An 18310-nucleotide genomic window follows, 5' to 3' on the forward strand; every position below is an offset into this window, starting at 1 on the left:
GGCAATACCGTGGAAAACCCTGTTTTTCCTTTTTAAGTCAGTAGCCTGCTTCCAGGAAAATCTGTGGATAGAGCTTTCCCTGCGTGTGTCCACCGCTGTGTGGAAATTGTGGATAACTTTCGCCGCCGAGTTACCCCGTGCTTCCACACAGGTTATCCACATCATGTCGTCAGTGTTCTCAACAGGTTGCCATAGTCCTCTTCCAGACGGTGGTCGCCTTCCCGCAGCTCAACGACCTTCCGGCAGGCATGGAGCACCGTGGTGTGGTCGCGCCCCCCGAAGGCGTCGCCGATCTCCGGTAGCGAGTGGCTGGTGAGCTCCTTCGCCAGCGCCATCGCGACCTGACGCGGCCGGGTGATCGAGCGGCTCCGGCGCTTGGAGAGCAGGTCAGCGACGCGGATCTTGTAATAGTCCGCCACCGTTTTCTGTATGTTCTCTATAGTGACCAGCTTGTCCTGGAGTGCGAGCAGGTCCCGCAGCGCGCCCTTGGTGAAGTCCACGGTGATTGGCTGGCCGGTGAACTGGGCGTTTGCCAGCACGCGCCGCAGCGCCCCCTCGAGCTCGCGGATGTTCGAGCGGATACGCTTGGCGATGAAGAAGGCGACCTCGTCCGGCAGCTCGACGCCCTCCTGGGCGGCCTTGCTCATGAGGATCGCCACCCGCGTCTCGAGCTCTGGTGGCTCGATGGCGATGGTCAGGCCCCAGCCGAAGCGGGACTTCAGTCGCTCTTCGAGACCGTTAACCTCTTTCGGGTAGCGGTCGCAGGTCATTACGATCTGCTGCTGGCCCTCAAGCAACGCGTTGAAGGTGTGGAAGAACTCCTCCTGGGAGCGTTCCTTGCCGGCGAAGAACTGGATGTCGTCGATGAGCAGGGCGTCGACGCTGCGGTAGTGGCGCTTGAACTCGTTGATCGCATTGTGCTGCAGCGCCTTGACCATGTCCGCGACGAAGCGCTCGGAGTGCAGGTACAGCACCTCGCCGCCGCTGCCGTTGGCGAGCAGGCGATTGCCGATGGCGTGCATCAGGTGGGTCTTGCCGAGGCCTACGCCCCCGTAGATGAACAGCGGGTTGTAGGCACCGCCGGGGTTCTCGACCACCTGCACGCTCGCGGCACGGGCGAGCTGATTGGACTTGCCTTCAACGAAGGTGTCGAAGGTGAAATTAGGGTTGAGGCTGGACGCCGAGGGCTTCACCCCGCCACTCGCGGCCGGCGCCTGTGCCGGGGGGGCCTCGTTCTCCGCCGCCTCCGCTACCGCGGACGCCGCGGCGGCATTGGTCCCGATCTCCAGGCGCAGCGCCGGCGGTGCCTCCGGCTGTTGGCTGGCGAGCAGTTCCTCGATCCGCCCGGCGAAGTGTTCGCGGACCCAGTCGAGCACGAAGCGGTTGGGGGCATACAGCCAGAGCTGGTTCTCGTGCTCCCGGGCCTGAAGCGGCCTGATCCAGGTGTTGAGCTGCTGATCGGGGATCTCCCGCTCCAGCCGCCGCAGGCACCCCTTCCATAGCGATTCGGCCACGGACGTCCTACCTCTCGTGCATCGGGGATGGCGTGTAATGGTGACCGGGAAGTCTAATGGCTCATCCCCAGGTTATCCACAGCGCGCCGGCATTGACATGCCGGGGGGTTGCGGTTAACTTCGCCGGCTCAGCAAATCCGCGGTGGACCCTGTCCGCCGTCATCCCGGACATCAGGACAAGAGTGGGATCACGTCATGAAGCGGACGTTCCAACCCAGTGTCATTCGCCGCAAGCGCACCCACGGTTTCCGGGCGCGCATGGCGACCCGTAACGGCCGCAAGGTGCTGGCCCGCCGCCGTGCCAAGGGGCGCGCGCGCCTGACGCCGTAAATTGCGCCGGGACGCAGGGGCCGGGCGGGCAGCGTTTCCGCGTCACGCCCGGCTCACCGACTCCCGGGCGTTCTCCCGTGTTTTCGCCGATGCGACCCGGGTCGCGGACGCGCATTTCACCGTCCTCTTCCGGACGCAGCCGGAACCCGGCGAGGCCCGAGTCGGGCTGGCCGTCTCCCGGCGGGCCGCTCCCCGGGCGGTGGACCGAAACCGCATCAAGCGTATCGTCCGTGAATGTTTTCGCCGCGAACGTCACCACCTGCCCAATGTGGATATCGTGGTCATCGCCCGACCGAAGGCGCGCCACGTGAGCCGGGCCGTGCTGCACCGCTCGGTCTCGGCGCTGTTCGCGCGGGTTCAGCGGCGATGCGCCGGGTCCTGATCCTCTGTCTGCGCGGCTACCAGTACCTGGTGAGCCCGGTACTCGGGCCGCGCTGCCGTTTCCTGCCCAGCTGCTCCAGCTACGCCGTCGAGGCGATCGAGCGCCACGGCCCCTGGCGGGGCACCATGCTCGCGCTGCGCCGGCTCGGCCGCTGCCACCCGGGTTGTCCCGGTGGGCTCGACCCGGTACCCGAACCCCAGGATAACCGCCCATGGAAAACGTAAGGCTGTTTCTATTCGCCGCGCTCGGTGCGCTGCTGCTGCTGCTCTGGAACGCCTGGCAGCAGGAAAACGCACCACAGCAGCCCCAGCCGACCGCCACCGCGAGTGGTGAGCAGCAGGCATCGTCACCGTCGGGCGCCAGGCCTGCCGGCGCGGCCGGTTCGGAGCAGGCATCCACGGGCGGCGGCACCGGTGACGAGGTGCCCGCGGACTCGCCGCGGACGGCAGACTCCGGGGACGGCGCGGACACCGCCGGACAGACGGTCCGTGTGCTTACCGACCTGCTTGACGTGCGCATCGACACCGCCGGCGGCCGCGTCGTGTCCGCAGCGCTGCGCAAGCACTCGGTCACCCAGGGGGGCGACCAGCCCTTTCCGGTACTGAAGCCGGAGGATCCGTACTTCGTTGCCGAGGCGGGACTGATCGGCGACGACGCCCCGGCACCGGGTCGTGACGCCCGCTGGCAGGTGGGGCGTACGGAGTACCGCCTCGCCGAGGGGGACGACCGTATCGTTGTGCCCATGACCTGGACCGGGCCCAACGGGGTGAGCGTTACCCGCCGGTTCGTGTTCAGCCGCGACAGCTACGTCGTCGACGTCGAGCAGGCCGTCGACAACGGTGGCGACGCCCCCTACCGCGCCTATCAGTACGTTCAGCTGCGCCGCGACCGGCCCGAGAACGGCAGCTCATTCCTCGGTGGCCGCAGCTATACTGGTGCGGCGTTCTTCACGCCGGAGAACCGCTACCAGAAGTACGGTTTCGACGACATGGACGAGAAGCCGTTGTCCCAGGAGGTCACCAACGGCTGGGTGTCCTTCGTCCAGCACTACTTCCTCGCCGCCTGGGTGCCGAGTCGGGACGTCACCGAGCGCTTCTATTCGCGGGTCCACAATAACCGTTACGCCATCGGCATGAGCTCGCCGTGGCAGACGGTGGCGCCGGGCGAGTCGACCACCTTCAGCAGCCGGCTGTTCGTCGGCCCGAAGGACCAGGACCGTCTCGCCGCGGTGGCCGACGGCCTGGAGCTCACCGTCGATTACGGCTGGCTGACCATCCTCTCCAAGCCGCTTTTCATCGCCCTGAGCTGGATCCACGGCGTGATCGGCAACTGGGGCTGGGCGATCATCATCCTGACCCTCGGCATCAAGGCCGCGTTCTACAAGCTCTCGGAGACGAGCTACCGCTCGATGGCGCGCATGCGCAAGCTCCAGCCCCGCATGCAGCAGCTCAAGGAGCGTTTCGGCGATGATCGCCAGGGCATGAACCAGGAGCTGATGAAGCTCTACAAGGAGGAGAAGGTCAATCCGCTGGGCGGCTGCCTGCCCATCGTGATCCAGATCCCCGTGTTCATCGCGCTCTACTGGGTCCTGCTCGGCAGCGTCGAGCTGCGTCACGCGCCATGGATCCTGTGGATCCACGACCTCTCCGCGCCGGATCCGTACTACATCATGCCGCTGATCATGGGGGCGACCATGCTCCTGCAGCAACGGCTGAACCCGGCGCCCATGGACCCGGTGCAGAAGCGCGTCATGAGCTTCCTGCCGGTGGTGTTCACGGTCTTCTTCGTGTTCTTCCCGGCGGGCCTGGTGCTTTACTGGGTGACTAACAACAGCCTCTCGATCCTGCAGCAGTGGCTGATCACCCGGCGCATCGAGGCGGCCGACGGGCAGTCCCGCGGCGGCTGACGGTGCACACACCGTGACCGCGGCGACGGAGACGATCTGCGCGGTGGCGACACCGCCGGGACACGGTGGTATCGGCATCGTGCGCGTCTCCGGGCCCGCGGTACCGCACCTCGCCGAGGCGGTGCTCGGGCGCCTGCCGGCGCCCCGCCATGCCCGCCTCGGTGTCTTCCGCGACGCCGCCGGCGAGGTGCTCGACGAGGGCATCGCGCTGTACTTCCCCGCCCCGAACTCGTTCACCGGCGAGGACGTCCTCGAGCTCCAGGGCCATGGCGGTCCAGTGGTGCTCGAGCGGGTGGTGCGCGCCCTCTGCGCCCTCGGCGCCCGCCGCGCCGAGCCTGGCGAGTTCTCCCGGCGCGCCTATCTCAACGACCGCATGGACCTCACCCGTGCCGAGGCCATCGCCGATCTCATCAACGCCCGCACCGAGGCCGGCGCGGGCGCCGCCATGCGCTCGCTCTCCGGCGCGTTCGCCGGACGCGTCGACGAGCTGGTGGAGGGCGTCACCGGCCTGCGTGCTTACGTGGAGGCGGCGATCGACTTCGCCGACGAGGAGATCGACTTCCTCGACGATCCAGCACTCTCCCGGCGGCTCGCCGCGCTGCGCGACACCCTCGCGGCGACCCTGACCGAGGCCCGCCGCGGGCGCACCCTCAACGAGGGCCTGGCGGTGGCCATCGTCGGCCGCCCGAACGCGGGCAAGTCGAGCCTCCTGAACCGCCTCGCCGGAAGCGACGCCGCTATCGTCACCGATATCCCCGGGACCACCCGCGATGTCCTCCGCGAGCGGGTCGCGATCGACGGGCTGCCGTTGCAGATCATGGACACGGCGGGCCTGCGCGACAGTGACGACCCGGTGGAGCAGGAGGGGGTGCGCCGTGCCCGCCGCGCCGTGAGCGAGGCAGAGCACGTGCTGCTAGTGGTCGACGATCGCGAGGGCATCACCGAGGCCGAACGCGCGCTCGCCGGCGAGCTGACCGCCGGCACCGCGCTCACCATCATCCGCAACAAGATCGACCTGAGCGGTGCGGTGCCGGGCGTCGAGCCCGCCGGCGAGCTGGGTCCCGAGGTGCGGCTGTCCGCGCGTACCGGTGCGGGCATGGACGTGCTCGCCACGCACCTCCATGCCGCAGCGGGCCACGACGCGGCGCCCGCCTCCGCCTTTGCCGCCCGGGCCCGTCACGTGGACGCGCTGGAACGGGCAGACGCCGCCCTGGCCGCCGCCGCGGAACAGCTCGATGCCCACGCCGCCGGCGAGCTGGTGGCGGAGGAGCTGCGCGCGGTGCAGGAGGCCCTGGGCGGGATTACCGGCCGGGTGAGCAGCGAGGCGCTGCTCGGGCGAATCTTCGCGACCTTCTGCATCGGCAAGTAGGCCCGGGGCCGTCCGGGACCGTGGGATTTTCACCTTGAGCGCACGACGCGGCGCGGACTATTGTGTACGGTTACGCATCCGGTCGATCACGCCCGCATCATCATCGAGGTAGCAGCCGCCGTGGAATACGACCAGGCCTATGACGTCATCGTCGTCGGTGGCGGTCACGCCGGCACCGAGGCCGCCGCGGCCGCCGCCCGCGGCGGCGCGCGCACGTTGCTTCTGACCCACAATGTCGAGACCGTCGGCCAGATGAGCTGCAACCCGGCCATCGGCGGTATCGGCAAGGGCCACCTGGTGCGCGAGATCGACGCCCTCGGCGGGATCATGGCGCAGGCCATTGACCGCGGCGGCATCCAGTTCCGCACCCTGAACAGCCGCAAGGGCCCGGCGGTGCGCGCGACCCGCGCGCAGGCGGACCGCACGCTCTACCGCCGCGCCGTGCGTGGGGCGCTGGAGGCGGTGCCGGGACTCGAGCTGTTCCAGCAGGGGGTCGACGACCTCCTCGTCGAGGGTGACCGCGTCGCCGGTGTGGTCACCCAGATGGGGCTCACGATCCGCGCCCCGCGGGTGGTGCTGACCGTGGGCACCTTCCTCGGCGGGCGCATCCACGTGGGCGAGCGCAGCCACGAGGGCGGCCGTGCGGGCGATCCGCCGGCGAACGCCCTGGCCCGGCGGCTGCGCGCGCTGCCGACCACCGTGGAGCGCCTGAAGACCGGCACGCCGCCGCGCCTCGACGGCCGCTCCATCGACTTCGATCGCCTCGCCGAGCAGCCCGGCGACAGCCCGGCGCCTTACTTCTCGCTGTGGAGCCGCGGCGACGAGCACCCGCGCCAGGTGCCGTGCCACATCACCCACACCAGCGCGGACACCCACGAGCTGATTCGCGGCGCGCTGGACCGATCGCCCATGTTCTCCGGCGAGATCGAGGGGGTCGGGCCGCGCTACTGCCCGTCCATCGAGGACAAGGTCGTGCGCTTCCCGGACCGGGACGGCCACCAGATCTTCCTGGAGCCGGAGGGGCTGGACACCCACGAGGTCTATCCCAACGGCATCTCCACGAGCCTGCCCTTCGACGTGCAGGTCGCCCTGGTGCGCACCATCCCCGGGCTCGAGCGCGCCCACGTGACCCGTCCGGGCTATGCGATCGAGTACGACTTCCTCGACCCGCGGGACCTGCTGCCGCACCTGGAGACGCGCTACCTGCCGGGGCTCTACCTCGCCGGCCAGATCAACGGCACCACCGGCTACGAGGAGGCCGCCGCCCAGGGGCTGGTCGCCGGGATGAACGCCGCCGCGGACGCCGCCGGGCGCGAGCCCTGGTGCCCGCGCCGCGAGGAGGCCTACATCGGGGTGCTGATAGACGACCTGGTCACCCGCGGCACCCGGGAGCCCTATCGCATGTTCACCTCCCGCGCGGAGTACCGGCTGCACCTGCGCGAGGACAACGCGGACCTCCGCCTCGCCGGCATCGCCCGTGCCCACGGCCTCATCGACGAGGCCCGCTGGGCGGCCGTGGAACGCCATCGCGAGGCGGTGGAGCGCGAGCTCGAGCGCCTGCGCACGACCGTGCTCACCCCGGCGCGGGTGCCCGCGGCAACGGCCGGGCGCGTGCTCGGCGGCGAGCTCCGCCGGGATCAGACCCTGCTCGACCTGCTGCGCCGCCCGGAGGTGGATTACGACGCCCTGCGCGCGCTCCCGGGCATGGAGGAGGCCCTGCCCGCCGGGCGCAGCGCCGCCCAGGTGGCGGTGCAGGCCAAGTACGCCGGCTACCTCGAACGCCAGCGCCGCCAGATCGACCGCGCCGCCGACCACGAGTCCGTCGCCCTGCCGGCGGACATGGACTATGCGGCGGTCGTCGGCCTGTCCAGCGAGGTCCGGGAGAAGCTCCAGCGCCACCGTCCGGCGACGCTCGGTCAGGCCGGACGCATCGAGGGCATCACCCCGGCGGCGGTGTCGCTGCTGCTGGTCCACCTCAAGCGCCAGGGGGCGTTGCGGCGCAGTGCCTGAGCCGGACAGCCGCGATCTCCGGCGCCGTCTCGATGCCGGCCTCGAGGGCCTCGACCTCGATCTGCCCGAGTCCGCGCGCGACGGACTGATCGGCTACCTCGTGCTGCTGGCGCGCTGGAACCGGGCGTTCAACCTCTCCGCCGTGCGCGAGCCGCGGGAAATGGTTGTGCGCCACCTCCTCGACAGCCTTGCCGTATTACCCCGGGTCGAGGGCGAGCGGCTGCTCGACCTCGGCACCGGCGCGGGGCTGCCGGGCATCCCGCTCGCCGTCGCGCGGCCGTCGCTGGCGGTGACGCTGCTGGACAGCAACGGCAAGAAGGCCCGCTTCCTGCGCCAGGCGGTGATGACCCTCGGCCTGGACAACTGCGAGGTGGTCCACGGCCGGGGCGAGCAGGCGGGGGGTACGTTCGACGCGGTGACCGCGCGGGCGTTCACCAGCACCGCCGCCTTCTGGCGGCTTGCCGCACCCCGCCTCGCCGCCGGCGGGCACGCCTACGCCATGAAGGGCCGCTATCCCGCGGACGAGTTGTCGGAACTCGCGGCGTTGGGGGTATCATGGGCCGTCCGCGCGCTACGGGTGCCCGGCCTGGACGCCGAGCGCCACCTCATCGAGCTCACCGCCACCCCGGCGCAGGCGTCACAACGCGACAGGGCTGAGACATGACACGCATCATCGCCGTCACCAACCAGAAGGGCGGGGTGGGCAAGACGACCACCTGCGTCAATCTCGCGGCCTCGCTGGCCGCCAACCGCAAGCGGGTCCTGCTCGTCGACCTCGACCCGCAGGGCAACGCCACCGTCGGCGCCGGCATCGACAAGGATGCGCTGACGAGCACGAACTACGAGCTGCTGATGGGCGAGGCCGAGGCACCGGAGGTGCGTGTCACCCTCGAGGACGGCGGCTTCGACGTCCTGCCCGCCAACGGCGACCTCACCGCCGCAGAGGTGGCGCTGCTGGACAGCGAGGCCCGCGAGCGTCGGCTCGCCGCCGCGCTGGAGGGCGTGAGCGCGGATTACGATCACATCATCATCGACTGCCCGCCGTCGCTGAACATCCTCACGGTGAACGCGCTGGTGGCCGCGAGCTGCGTGCTCATCCCCATCCAGTGCGAGTACTACGCCCTGGAGGGGTTGACCGCCCTGCTCAACACCATCCGCCGGGTACAGCAGACCGCCAACCCGGCACTCGAGATCGAGGGACTGCTGCGGACCATGTTCGACCCGCGCAACAACCTGGCCAACCAGGTGGGCGCCCAGCTGATCACCCACTTCAACGAACAGGTCTACCGGACCCAGATCCCGCGCAATGTCCGCCTCGCCGAGGCCCCCAGCCATGGCCGACCCGCGCTACAGTACGATCGCGCCTCCCGCGGTGCGATCGCCTATATGGCCCTGGCCTCCGAGCTGCTGCGCCGCGAACGCCGCGCCGCAGCGAGTGCCTGATGTCGGAGGACGAGCCCATGAGCCAGAAACGTCGGGGACTGGGACGGGGGCTGGACGCCCTGCTCGGCGGCATGCCGGAGAACGCCGCCGAGGCGCAGGCCGCCCGCGGCGAACTGCGCCAGCTGCCCGTCGACCTGATCCAGCGCGGGCGCTACCAGCCGCGTACCGAGTTCGACCCCGCCGCGCTGCAGGAGCTCGCCGACTCCATCCGCGCCCAGGGCGTGGTCCAGCCGGTGGTGGTGCGTCCGTTGCCGGAGGAGCGCTTCGAGCTGATCGCCGGCGAGCGCCGCTGGCGCGCCGCCCAGCTTGCCGGCCTCACCGAGATCCCGGCGCTGGTGCGCGATGTCCCCGACGACACCGCCATCGCGGTGGCGCTGATCGAGAACATCCAGCGCGAGGACCTCAATCCGCTGGAGGAGGCCTCCGCGCTCAAGCGCCTGACCGAGGAGTTCGGCATGACCCACCAGGGCGTCGCCGATGCCGTCGGACGCTCCCGGGCCAGCGTCTCCAACCTGCTGCGCCTGCTCGAGCTCGCCCCGGAGGTGAAGGCGCTGATCGGCGACCGGCGCCTGGAGATGGGCCATGCCCGGGCCCTGCTCGGCCTGCCCATGGCGGACCAGGCACGGATCGCGCAGCAGGTCGCGGAGAAGGGGCTCAGCGTGCGCGAGACCGAGGCAATGGTGCGGCGCTACACCGAGGGGACGCCCCGGCGGGAGACACCGGCTCCGGACCCGGACATCCGCCGCCTCCAGGACGACCTAAGCGGCCGCCTGGGCGCGAGCGTGGCGATCCGCCACGCTCGCAGCGGCAAGGGTCGCGTGGTCATCGAGTACAACAGCCTCGACGAGCTGGACGGCATTCTCGAGCACATCCGGTAGGTGTGCGTCGGCGAGCGGGAACCGGCGTTGAACCCTGTCGATCAGTTCTTTATACTTCGCACGCCTTGCCACGGTCGGGGGCATGAAGGGAGCTGCGTGCTTTAAATGCGGGTCGCCATGAGAGTCGTCCTGATGCAGCTCGCCATCACCCTGGCCGCGGCATCGGTCTGGCTGTTTGCAGCAGGCGCCCGCGCCGGGCTCGCGGCAGCGGCGGGTGGAGGCATAAGCACTGTGCTGAGCCTGTACGTGGCCGTGAAGGTCTTCTTGCGCGAGCCGAGGGACAACCCCGGCGCAGCGCTGGCGGCCTTCTATCGCGCCCAGGCGATGAAGCTGCTGCTCGCGGTCGTGCTGATCTCACTGGCGATCCTGGGGTTCCGGGACCACCCGATTCCCCTGGTCACGACGCTGGCGGCCACGCTGGGTGCGTACTGGCTGGCCCTGCTCGGCGACACGGACAAAACGACGTAACGACGGGAAGATCAAGGTATGGCCGAATCTGCGACGGGATACGTCCAGCACCATCTGCAGCATCTGCAGATCGGCGACGGCTTCTGGACCCTCAACGTGGACACCCTCATCTTCTCCTGGATCACGGGGCTGATCTACCTCGGTCTGTTCTATGCCGTCGCACGCCGAGTGACGAGCGGCCCGCCGGGCAAGCTGCAGAACGCGATCGAGATCGTCGTCGAGTTCGTCGACAAGACCGTCAAGGAGAGCTTCCACGGGCCGCGTGAGTTCGTCACCCCGCTGGCGCTCACGATCTTCGTGTGGGTGCTGTTCTGGAACCTCCTCGACCTCATCCCCGTCGACCTCCTGCCGGACCTGGCGGCGGCGATGGGCGTGCCGTACTTGCGCATCGTGCCCTCGGCGGACATGAACGCCACCTTCGGCCTGTCACTGACGGTGTTCGTGCTGATCATCGTCTACGGCATGAAGGGCAAGGGCGTTGGCGGCTTCGGTAAGGAGATGCTGACGCACCCGTTCGGCAGCTTCCCGCTGCTGGTGCCCGCAAACCTGATCCTGAATATCGTCGAGATGGTCGCCAAGCCCGTCTCGCTGGCCCTTCGACTGTTCGGCAATCTGTATGCCGCGGAGCTGATCTTCATCCTCATCGCGCTGCTGCCGGCCTGGATCCAGTGGATCCCCGGCACCGCCTGGGCGATCTTCCATATTCTGGTGATCCCGCTCCAGGCCTTCATCTTTATGGTGCTGACCATAGTCTATCTGAGTCTCGCCTACGAAAAGCACTGACTCCGTAACGCCACACTTCTAACGCCTCATCATCTAGTCGGGAGGAACCCATGGAAGAAATCATCGCTCAGGTTCAGGCTTACACCGCCATCGGCGTCGGCCTGATCTTCGCTTTCGCCGCCCTCGGTACCGGCATCGGCTTCGGCCTGCTCGGCGGCAAGTTCCTCGAGGGCGCTGCGCGCCAGCCCGAGCTCACCGGAGACCTCCAGGTCCGGATGTTCATCGTCGCTGGCCTCCTCGACGCCCTCGCGATCATCGGTGTTGCCTTCGCGGCCCTGCTGATGTTCGCCAACCCGCTGCTTGGCGCGCTCGGCGGCTGACCCGGGAAGCGCTCTTCGAACGCTAAACCAAGCAGCAACCGGGAGTTTCAGCCGTGGGCATCAATGCAACCCTGATCGGACAGATGATCACGTTCCTCGTGTTCATCCTGTTCACGATGAAGTTCGTCTGGCCGCCGATCCGGCAGGCCATGCATGACCGTGAAAAACGGATTGCCGACGGGTTGGCTTCCGCGGAGCGCGGCCAGCACGAGCTCGAGCTGGCGCAGAAGCGGGCGGCCGAGCAGATTCGTGAGGCCAAGCAGCAGGCCAGCGACATCATCGAGCAGGCCAACCGGCGTGCCAGCGAGATCGTCGACGAATCCCGCGAGGAAGCGCGGGAGGCGGCCCGGCGTGAGCACGCTGCAGCCGAGGCACGCATCGAGCAGGAGGTCGCCCAGGCCCGCTCGGAGCTGCGCAAGCAGGTGTCCGACCTGGCGATCCGGGGCGCCTCCCGCATCCTCGAGCGCGAGGTGGACGCCAAGGCTCACAACGCCATGCTCGAAGAGCTGGCCGACCAACTCTGAGGCAAAGCCAACATGGCGGAGAGCACTACCGTCGCCCGGCCGTACGCCAAGGGCCTGTTCGACCTTGCCCGCGAGCAGGATGCGCTCGCGGCCTGGTCGGAGCAGCTTGAGCTGCTTGCCGGCGTCGTGGGCCATCCCGAGATGGCCCAGCTGCTCGGCAGTCCCAAACTGACCATCGAGCAGCGCGCCGACCTGGTCATCGGGGTGTGCGGCGAGGGGCTTACCGAACAGGGGCGCAACCTCGTCCATCTGCTCATCGACAACTCGCGCCTGCAGGTGCTGCCCGAGATCGCGGCACAGTATCGCGACCTGCGCGCCGACGCGGAGCGAACCGTCGAGGCACGGCTGGTTGCGGCACAGGCGGTGGACGAGGATGTCCGGGCCCGGCTCGAGTCGGCCCTGTCCAAGCGTCTCGACCGTACGGTGACGCTGACCGCCGAGATCGACGAGTCGCTTCTCGGCGGCGCGGTGATCCGCGCGGGCGATCTGGTCATCGACGGTTCCGTGCAGGGCAGGCTCAAGCGTCTCGCCGGCGCAGTGAGCCGCTAAGGGGAAGATTCAACGATGCAACTCAATCCGAGCGAAATTAGCGACCTCATCAAGCAGCGTATCGAGAACTTCGAGGCGGTTGCCGAGGCGCGCAACGAGGGTACCGTGGTCGGCGTGACCGACGGTATCGTGCGCATCCATGGCCTCGCCGATGCGATGCAGGGCGAGATGCTCGAGTTCCCTAACGACACCTTCGGCATGGCGCTCAACCTCGAGCGCGACTCCGTCGGTGCCGTCATCCTGGGTGACTACTCGCATCTCAGCGAGGGCGATTCGGTGCGTGCCACCGGGCGCATCCTCGAGGTGCCGGTGGGCGAGGGCCTGCTCGGCCGCGTGGTCGACCCGCTGGGCAGCCCCGTCGACGGCAAGGGCGCGATCGACGCCGCCGGCTCCGAGCCGGTGGAGAAGGTGGCTCCCGGCGTCATCACCCGCCAGGGCGTGGACCAGCCGGTGCAGACCGGCCTCAAGTCCATCGACTCGATGGTCCCGGTCGGCCGCGGTCAGCGCGAGCTGATCATCGGCGACCGCCAGACCGGCAAGACCGCGATCGCCATCGACACGATCATCAACCAGAAGGGCTCCGGCATTAAGTGCATCTACGTGGCGGTGGGCCAGAAGGCCTCTTCCATCGCCAACGTGGTGCGCAAGCTCGAGGAGCACGGCGCGATGGATCACACCATCGTCGTGTCCGCCTCGGCCGCCGAGTCCGCCGCGCTGCAGTACATCGCGCCCTACGCCGGCTGTGCCATGGGCGAGTACTTCCGCGACCGCGGCGAGGATGCCCTGATCATCTACGACGACCTCACCAAGCAGGCGTGGGCGTACCGCCAGGTCTCGCTGCTGCTGCGCCGCCCACCGGGCCGTGAGGCCTACCCGGGTGACGTGTTCTACCTCCACTCCCGGCTGCTGGAGCGCGCCGCGCGCATCAACGCCGAGGAGGTCGAGCGCCGCACCAACGGCGAGGTCAAGGGCAAGACCGGCTCGCTCACCGCGCTGCCGATCATCGAGACCCAGGCGGGCGACGTCTCCGCGTTCGTGCCGACCAACGTGATCTCGATCACCGACGGTCAGATCTACCTGGAGTCGGACCTGTTCAACGCGGGTGTCCGCCCGGCGATCAACGCCGGCCTGTCGGTCTCCCGTGTCGGCGGCTCCGCGCAGACGAAGATCATCAAGAAGCTCGGCAGCGGCATCCGCCTGGCACTGGCGCAGTACCGCGAGCTCGCGGCCTTCGCGCAGTTCGCCTCGGATCTCGACGAGGCCACGCGCAAGCAGCTCGAGCGCGGCCAGCGCGCCATGGAGCTGCTCAAGCAGCCGCAGTACTCGCCGCTGTCCGTGGCACACATGGCCGTGTCCCTCTACGCGCTCGACCAGGGCTATCTCGACGAGCTGGAGCTCGATCAGATCGGCGCCTTCGAGCACGAGCTGCACCGGCACTTCGATTCCAGCTACGCCGACCTGCTCAAGCAGATCGACGAGTCGGGTGATTACGGCGACGAGGTCGCCGAGTCGATCCGCAAGGGCATCGAAGACTTCAAGGCCCACGGCACCTGGTAAACCGACGGCGGGGATCGTATGTCCGGCGCTAAAGAGATCCGCACAAAGATCAAGAGCGTCCAGAACACGCAGAAGATCACGACCGCCATGGAGATGGTGGCGGCCTCGAAGATGCGCAATGCCCAGCATCGCATGCAGGCCGCCCGCCCCTATGCGGACAAGATCCGGCGCGTGATCCGGCACCTCGCACAGGCCAACCCGGAGTACACCCACCCGTTCCTTCAGGAGCGGGAGGTGAACCGGGTCGGCTACATCATCGTCTCCAGCGACCGCGGGCTGTGCGGCGGGTTGAACAACAACCTGTTCCGCTCCGTGGTGCGCTCGATGAAGGCGAGCGAGGACGCCGGCCGCGAGGTCTCGGTGGTGACCATCGGCTCGAAGGCCATCCAGTTCTTCGGCCGCCTGGGCGCCAACGTCGTCGCGGAGACGTCCCAGATCGGCGACCGGCCGCACCTCGACGACCTCGTGGGCGCGGTCAAGGTCATGCTCGACCGCTACGAGGCGGGCGAGATCGACGAGCTCCACCTCTGCTACAACGAGTTCGTCAACACCATGACCCAGCGGCCCACCATCGAGCGCGTGCTGCCGCTGCCGGCCGCCGAGGAGGACGAGGAGCCGCGCCACAACTGGGACTACATCTACGAGCCCAATGCGGTCGAGGCGCTGGACCTGCTGTTGACGCGCTACGCCGAGGCGCTTGTCTACCAGTCGGTGGTTGAGAACATTGCCTGCGAGCAGGCGGCACGGATGGTGGCGATGAAGGCGGCGTCGGACAACGCCGGCAACCTCATCGATGACCTCCAGCTCGCCTACAACAAGGCGCGCCAGGCCGCGATCACCAAGGAGCTCTCCGAGATCGTCTCCGGGGCGGAGGCGGTCTAGCGCCGGCGCGTCGGCCGGGCAGCCGGATCGAAAGAATTCGCGAAGAGGAACTGGGTTATGAGTTCAGGAAAGATCGTCCAGATCATCGGTGCCGTCGTGGAGGTGGAGTTCCCCCGCGACCAGGTGCCGAAGGTCTATGATGCCCTGTACGTGGCGGACTACGACCTCACCCTCGAGGTCCAGCAGCAGATCGGCGACGGTGTCGTGCGCTGCATCGCCATGGGCACCACCGACGGCGTCAAGCGCAACGTCGAGGTCACCAACACCGGCGCGGCCATCTCCGTGCCCGTTGGCCAGAAGACGCTTGGGCGCATCATGGACGTCCTCGGCCGGCCCGTGGACCAGGCCGGCGACATCGGCGAGGAGCAGCGCTGGGAGATCCACCGCAAGGCGCCCTCCTACGAGGAGCAGGCCGCGAGTCAGGAGCTGCTGGAGACGGGCATCAAGGTCATCGACCTGCTCTGCCCCTTCGCCAAGGGCGGCAAGGTCGGCCTGTTCGGCGGTGCCGGCGTGGGCAAGACCGTCAACATGATGGAGCTCATCCGCAACATCGCCATCGAGCACAGCGGCTACTCCGTGTTCGCCGGCGTGGGCGAGCGCACCCGTGAGGGCAACGACTTCTACCACGAGATGAAGGAGTCGGACGTCCTCGACAAGGTCGCGCTGGTCTACGGCCAGATGAACGAGCCGCCGGGCAACCGCCTGCGCGTGGCGCTCACCGGCCTGACCATGGCGGAGTTCTTCCGCGACGAGGGCCGTGACGTGCTGATGTTCATCGACAACATCTACCGTTACACCCTCGCGGGCCAGGAGGTCTCGGCGCTGCTCGGCCGCATGCCCTCCGCGGTGGGCTACCAGCCGACCCTGGCCGAGGAGATGGGTGTGCTCCAGGAGCGCATCACTTCCACCAACACCGGCTCCATCACCTCGGTGCAGGCCGTGTACGTCCCTGCCGACGACCTCACGGACCCGTCCCCGGCGACCACGTTTGCCCATCTGGACGCGACCGTCGTGCTGGCGCGCTCCATCGCGGAGCTCGGCATCTACCCGGCCGTGGACCCGCTGGATTCCACCTCCCGCCAGCTCGACCCGCTGGTGATCGGCGAGGAGCACTACAACACCGCCCGTGCGGTGCAGACCGTGCTCCAGCGCTACAAGGAGCTCAAGGACATCATCGCCATCCTCGGCATGGACGAGCTCTCCGAGGACGACAAGCTCACGGTGTCTCGGGCGCGCAAGATCCAGCGCTTCCTCTCGCAGCCGTTCTTCGTCGCGGAGGTGTTCACCAACACCCCCGGCAAGTTCGTGTCGCTCAAGGAGACCATCCGCGGCTTCCGTGCCATTGTCGACGGCGAGTGCGACGACCTGCCGGAGCAGGCCTTCTACATGGTGGGCACCATCGACGAGGCCCGCGAGAAGGCGCAGTCTCTCTAAACAAAGGTTGCAGGTGAGCATATGGCCATGACCATGCACGTGGACATCGTAAGCGCGGAGGAATCGATCTTCTCGGGTACGGCGACCTTCGTGCTTGCCCGCGCCACGGATGGCGAGGTAGGCATCATGCCGCGGCACGTGCCGATGCTGGCCCAGCTCAAGCCGGGCGAGGTCATGGTGCGGGCCCAGGGCGGCGAGGAGACGCTGTACTACTGCTCCGGCGGGATGCTGGAGGTGCAGCCCCACGTGGTCACCGTGCTTGCCGACACGGCGGTACGGGCCCGCGACCTCGACGAGGCCGCCGCCAAGGAGGCCAAGCGCCGTGCCGAGGAGGCGATCTCCGAGCGCAGTGCCGAGATGGACTACGCCCGAGCCCAGGCTGAGCTTGCCGAGGCGGTGGCGAAGCTGCGGACCCTCGACAAGATTCGGCGGGGCCGCGGCAGCAACGCCTGACCGGTTGCCCGGACGGGCCATGGCGCGCGGTCACCCGCTCCGGGTGCCGCGCGTTTTTCGTTGTGCGGGAGGGACGAGACGATGACCGCGCCGCTGTCGATTGTGATCCTCGCCGCGGGGGCTGGCACCCGCATGCGTTCCGCATTGCCCAAGGTGCTCCATCCGGTCGCCGGCCGGCCGATGCTGGCCCGGGTGATCGATGCCGCCGTCGCGCTGGGCCCGGACGATATCCATGTCATCTACGGACACGGCGGCGAGCGCGTGCGTAACGCCCTCGCGAACGCCGACGTGCACTGGGTGGAGCAGGCGCAACGCCTCGGCACCGGGCACGCCGTGGGCCAGGCGATGCCGGATATCGACGACCGTCACCGCGTCCTGGTGCTGTGCGGCGACACGCCGCTGATCACCACGACCACCCTGCAGCGGCTCTGCGAGGCCGCGGGCGATGGTGCCGCGCTGCTCACCGCCCACCCGGCCGACCCGACCGGTTACGGGCGCATCCTCCGCGATGCGGACGGTGCCGTCGCCGGCATCGTCGAGGAGAAGGACGCGGACGCCGCCCAGCGGGCCATCGCCGAGGTGAATACCGGCGTCATGTGCCTGCCTGCCGGGCATCTGCGCGGCTGGCTCGACCGTCTCACCGCTGACAATGCCCAGGGCGAGTACTACCTCACCGACGTGATCGCCCTCGCCCGCGCCGACGGTGTGCCCGTCGCGGGGACCGCAACTGCCGACGACGGCGAGGTCCTGGGCGTGAACAGCCGCGCCCAGCTCGCCACGGTGGAGCGGCTGTGGCAGCGCCGCGAGGCCGACCGCCTGATGGCCGCGGGCGTGACCCTCCTCGACCCGGCACGCTTCGACGTGCGCGGCGAGCTGCGGTGCGGGCAGGACGTCACCATCGACGTGAACTGCCAGTTCATCGGCGAGGTGAGCCTCGGCAACGGCACGGTCATAGGCCCCAACTGCACCATCACCGACAGCCAAATCGGCGAGGGCGTGGAGATCGCGGCGAACAGCGTGATCGAGGGCGCCGTGATCGCCGGTTCCGCCCATGTCGGCCCGTTCGCCCGCCTTCGCCCGGGCACGGTGCTGGCACGGGGGGCGAAGGTCGGCAACTTCGTCGAGACGAAGAACGCCGGGGTCGGCGAGGGCGCCAAGATCAATCACCTGTCGTATGTTGGCGACGCCGAGGTCGGCGCCGACGCCAACATCGGCGCCGGCACTATCACGTGCAACTACGACGGCGCCAACAAGCACCGCACGGTCATCGGCGAGGATGCCTTCATCGGCTCGAACACGGCGCTGGTCGCCCCGGTGCGCATCGGTCGCGGCGCGACTATTGGCGCCGGCTCCGTGATCCGCGACGATGCACCCGAGGACAGCCTCACGCTCACCGGGATTCCCCAGAAGAGCGTGCCGGGCTGGCGCCGGCCGCGGCGGGACGACGACTAGCGCCGCGCCGGCCACTGTGCCACTTCACCGCGGGAGCCCGCGGCCACGGTCGAGGA

20 protein-coding genes are annotated in these 18310 nt (G+C 68.7%); 19 read left to right on the plus strand and 1 reads right to left on the minus strand.

The genetic code is table 11. From position 1 onward, the window contains the following. Window positions 1-161 precede the first annotated feature (161 nt). Window positions 162-1514, minus strand: a complete 1353-nt coding sequence (gene dnaA / locus C516_RS0105965; protein WP_018717449.1) for a chromosomal replication initiator protein DnaA — start codon at window positions 1512-1514, stop codon at window positions 162-164. Between the two features lie 195 nt (window positions 1515-1709). On the opposite strand from dnaA, the gene rpmH reads away from it, so the two are divergent. The 19 genes from rpmH to glmU all read left to right on the plus strand — a co-directional run bounded on the left by rpmH (window position 1710) and on the right by glmU (window position 18254). Beyond that, complete coding sequence (gene rpmH / locus C516_RS0105970; RefSeq protein ID WP_018717450.1) at window positions 1710-1844, plus strand: 50S ribosomal protein L34; 135 nt, start codon at window positions 1710-1712, stop codon at window positions 1842-1844. Window position 1845: 1 nt separating this feature from the next. After that, window positions 1846-2226, plus strand: a complete 381-nt coding sequence (gene rnpA / locus C516_RS0105975; RefSeq protein WP_018717451.1) for a ribonuclease P protein component — start codon at window positions 1846-1848, stop codon at window positions 2224-2226. Next, window positions 2211-2450, plus strand: coding sequence for a membrane protein insertion efficiency factor YidD (gene yidD, locus C516_RS0105980; RefSeq protein WP_018717452.1), 240 nt, complete (start codon window positions 2211-2213; stop codon window positions 2448-2450). Before rnpA ends, yidD begins: the two co-directional genes overlap by 16 nt. Then, window positions 2438-4132: a membrane protein insertase YidC gene (gene yidC / locus C516_RS0105985; RefSeq protein WP_018717453.1), complete on the plus strand. Its 1695-nt coding sequence runs from the start codon at window positions 2438-2440 to the stop codon at window positions 4130-4132. Before yidD ends, yidC begins: the two co-directional genes overlap by 13 nt. 13 nt (window positions 4133-4145) lie before the next feature. Continuing rightward, the gene (mnmE, locus tag C516_RS0105990) at window positions 4146-5501 is read left to right on the plus strand and encodes a tRNA uridine-5-carboxymethylaminomethyl(34) synthesis GTPase MnmE (RefSeq protein ID WP_018717454.1); all 1356 of its coding nucleotides are present in this window, start codon (window positions 4146-4148) and stop codon (window positions 5499-5501) included. A gap of 120 nt (window positions 5502-5621) precedes the next feature. Beyond that, window positions 5622-7511: a tRNA uridine-5-carboxymethylaminomethyl(34) synthesis enzyme MnmG gene (gene mnmG, locus C516_RS0105995; protein ID WP_026320977.1), complete on the plus strand. Its 1890-nt coding sequence runs from the start codon at window positions 5622-5624 to the stop codon at window positions 7509-7511. Further along, on the plus strand, window positions 7504-8175 hold the full coding sequence (gene rsmG, locus C516_RS0106000; RefSeq protein WP_018717456.1) for a 16S rRNA (guanine(527)-N(7))-methyltransferase RsmG: 672 nt from the start codon (window positions 7504-7506) through the stop codon (window positions 8173-8175). The genes mnmG and rsmG overlap by 8 nt, the downstream gene beginning before the upstream one ends. After that, complete coding sequence (locus C516_RS0106005) at window positions 8172-8954, plus strand: ParA family protein (RefSeq protein ID WP_018717457.1); 783 nt, start codon at window positions 8172-8174, stop codon at window positions 8952-8954. Before rsmG ends, C516_RS0106005 begins: the two co-directional genes overlap by 4 nt. A gap of 17 nt (window positions 8955-8971) precedes the next feature. Next, window positions 8972-9832 (plus strand): ParB/RepB/Spo0J family partition protein, encoded by an 861-nt coding sequence (locus C516_RS0106010; RefSeq protein ID WP_026320978.1) that lies wholly within the window; start codon window positions 8972-8974, stop codon window positions 9830-9832. Between the two features lie 117 nt (window positions 9833-9949). Then, entirely contained in the window at window positions 9950-10300 is a 351-nt protein-coding gene (locus C516_RS18765; protein WP_169509129.1) for an ATP synthase subunit I, read from the plus strand. 18 nt (window positions 10301-10318) lie between these two features. Beyond that, entirely contained in the window at window positions 10319-11083 is a 765-nt protein-coding gene (gene atpB / locus C516_RS0106020) for a F0F1 ATP synthase subunit A (protein ID WP_018717460.1), read from the plus strand. A gap of 50 nt (window positions 11084-11133) precedes the next feature. Further along, window positions 11134-11403 (plus strand): F0F1 ATP synthase subunit C, encoded by a 270-nt coding sequence (gene atpE / locus C516_RS0106025; protein ID WP_018717461.1) that lies wholly within the window; start codon window positions 11134-11136, stop codon window positions 11401-11403. A 53-nt stretch (window positions 11404-11456) separates the two neighbouring features. After that, window positions 11457-11927, plus strand: a complete 471-nt coding sequence (locus tag C516_RS0106030) for a F0F1 ATP synthase subunit B (RefSeq protein ID WP_018717462.1) — start codon at window positions 11457-11459, stop codon at window positions 11925-11927. Between the two features lie 12 nt (window positions 11928-11939). Then, on the plus strand, window positions 11940-12476 hold the full coding sequence (locus tag C516_RS0106035; RefSeq protein ID WP_018717463.1) for a F0F1 ATP synthase subunit delta: 537 nt from the start codon (window positions 11940-11942) through the stop codon (window positions 12474-12476). 15 nt (window positions 12477-12491) lie between these two features. Further along, window positions 12492-14033 (plus strand): F0F1 ATP synthase subunit alpha, encoded by a 1542-nt coding sequence (atpA, locus tag C516_RS0106040; protein WP_018717464.1) that lies wholly within the window; start codon window positions 12492-12494, stop codon window positions 14031-14033. A gap of 18 nt (window positions 14034-14051) precedes the next feature. Beyond that, window positions 14052-14915 carry a F0F1 ATP synthase subunit gamma gene (gene atpG, locus C516_RS0106045; RefSeq protein WP_018717465.1) on the plus strand — a complete coding sequence of 288 codons (864 nt, stop codon included), beginning with the start codon at window positions 14052-14054 and terminating at the stop codon, window positions 14913-14915. 57 nt (window positions 14916-14972) lie between these two features. After that, window positions 14973-16349 (plus strand): F0F1 ATP synthase subunit beta, encoded by a 1377-nt coding sequence (gene atpD, locus C516_RS0106050; protein WP_018717466.1) that lies wholly within the window; start codon window positions 14973-14975, stop codon window positions 16347-16349. Between the two features lie 21 nt (window positions 16350-16370). Beyond that, entirely contained in the window at window positions 16371-16802 is a 432-nt protein-coding gene (locus C516_RS0106055; protein WP_018717467.1) for a F0F1 ATP synthase subunit epsilon, read from the plus strand. Between the two features lie 81 nt (window positions 16803-16883). After that, complete coding sequence (gene glmU, locus C516_RS0106060; RefSeq protein ID WP_018717468.1) at window positions 16884-18254, plus strand: bifunctional UDP-N-acetylglucosamine diphosphorylase/glucosamine-1-phosphate N-acetyltransferase GlmU; 1371 nt, start codon at window positions 16884-16886, stop codon at window positions 18252-18254. Window positions 18255-18310 lie beyond the last annotated feature (56 nt).

Source organism: Arhodomonas aquaeolei DSM 8974 (genome assembly GCF_000374645.1).
Lineage (GTDB): Bacteria > Pseudomonadota > Gammaproteobacteria > Nitrococcales > Nitrococcaceae > Arhodomonas > Arhodomonas aquaeolei.

Coding starts and splice junctions, on each gene's coding strand:
- rpmH (WP_018717450.1), top strand. CDS start 1,710: ATGAAGCGGACGTTCCAACCCAGTGTCATTCGCCGCAAGCGCACCCAC.
- yidD (WP_018717452.1), top strand. CDS start 2,211: ATGCGCCGGGTCCTGATCCTCTGTCTGCGCGGCTACCAGTACCTGGTG.
- yidC (WP_018717453.1), top strand. CDS start 2,438: ATGGAAAACGTAAGGCTGTTTCTATTCGCCGCGCTCGGTGCGCTGCTG.
- C516_RS0106005 (WP_018717457.1), top strand. CDS start 8,172: ATGACACGCATCATCGCCGTCACCAACCAGAAGGGCGGGGTGGGCAAG.
- C516_RS0106010 (WP_026320978.1), top strand. CDS start 8,972: ATGAGCCAGAAACGTCGGGGACTGGGACGGGGGCTGGACGCCCTGCTC.
- C516_RS18765 (WP_169509129.1), top strand. CDS start 9,950: ATGAGAGTCGTCCTGATGCAGCTCGCCATCACCCTGGCCGCGGCATCG.
- atpB (WP_018717460.1), top strand. CDS start 10,319: ATGGCCGAATCTGCGACGGGATACGTCCAGCACCATCTGCAGCATCTG.
- atpE (WP_018717461.1), top strand. CDS start 11,134: ATGGAAGAAATCATCGCTCAGGTTCAGGCTTACACCGCCATCGGCGTC.
- C516_RS0106035 (WP_018717463.1), top strand. CDS start 11,940: ATGGCGGAGAGCACTACCGTCGCCCGGCCGTACGCCAAGGGCCTGTTC.
- atpA (WP_018717464.1), top strand. CDS start 12,492: ATGCAACTCAATCCGAGCGAAATTAGCGACCTCATCAAGCAGCGTATC.
- atpG (WP_018717465.1), top strand. CDS start 14,052: ATGTCCGGCGCTAAAGAGATCCGCACAAAGATCAAGAGCGTCCAGAAC.
- atpD (WP_018717466.1), top strand. CDS start 14,973: ATGAGTTCAGGAAAGATCGTCCAGATCATCGGTGCCGTCGTGGAGGTG.
- C516_RS0106055 (WP_018717467.1), top strand. CDS start 16,371: ATGGCCATGACCATGCACGTGGACATCGTAAGCGCGGAGGAATCGATC.
- glmU (WP_018717468.1), top strand. CDS start 16,884: ATGACCGCGCCGCTGTCGATTGTGATCCTCGCCGCGGGGGCTGGCACC.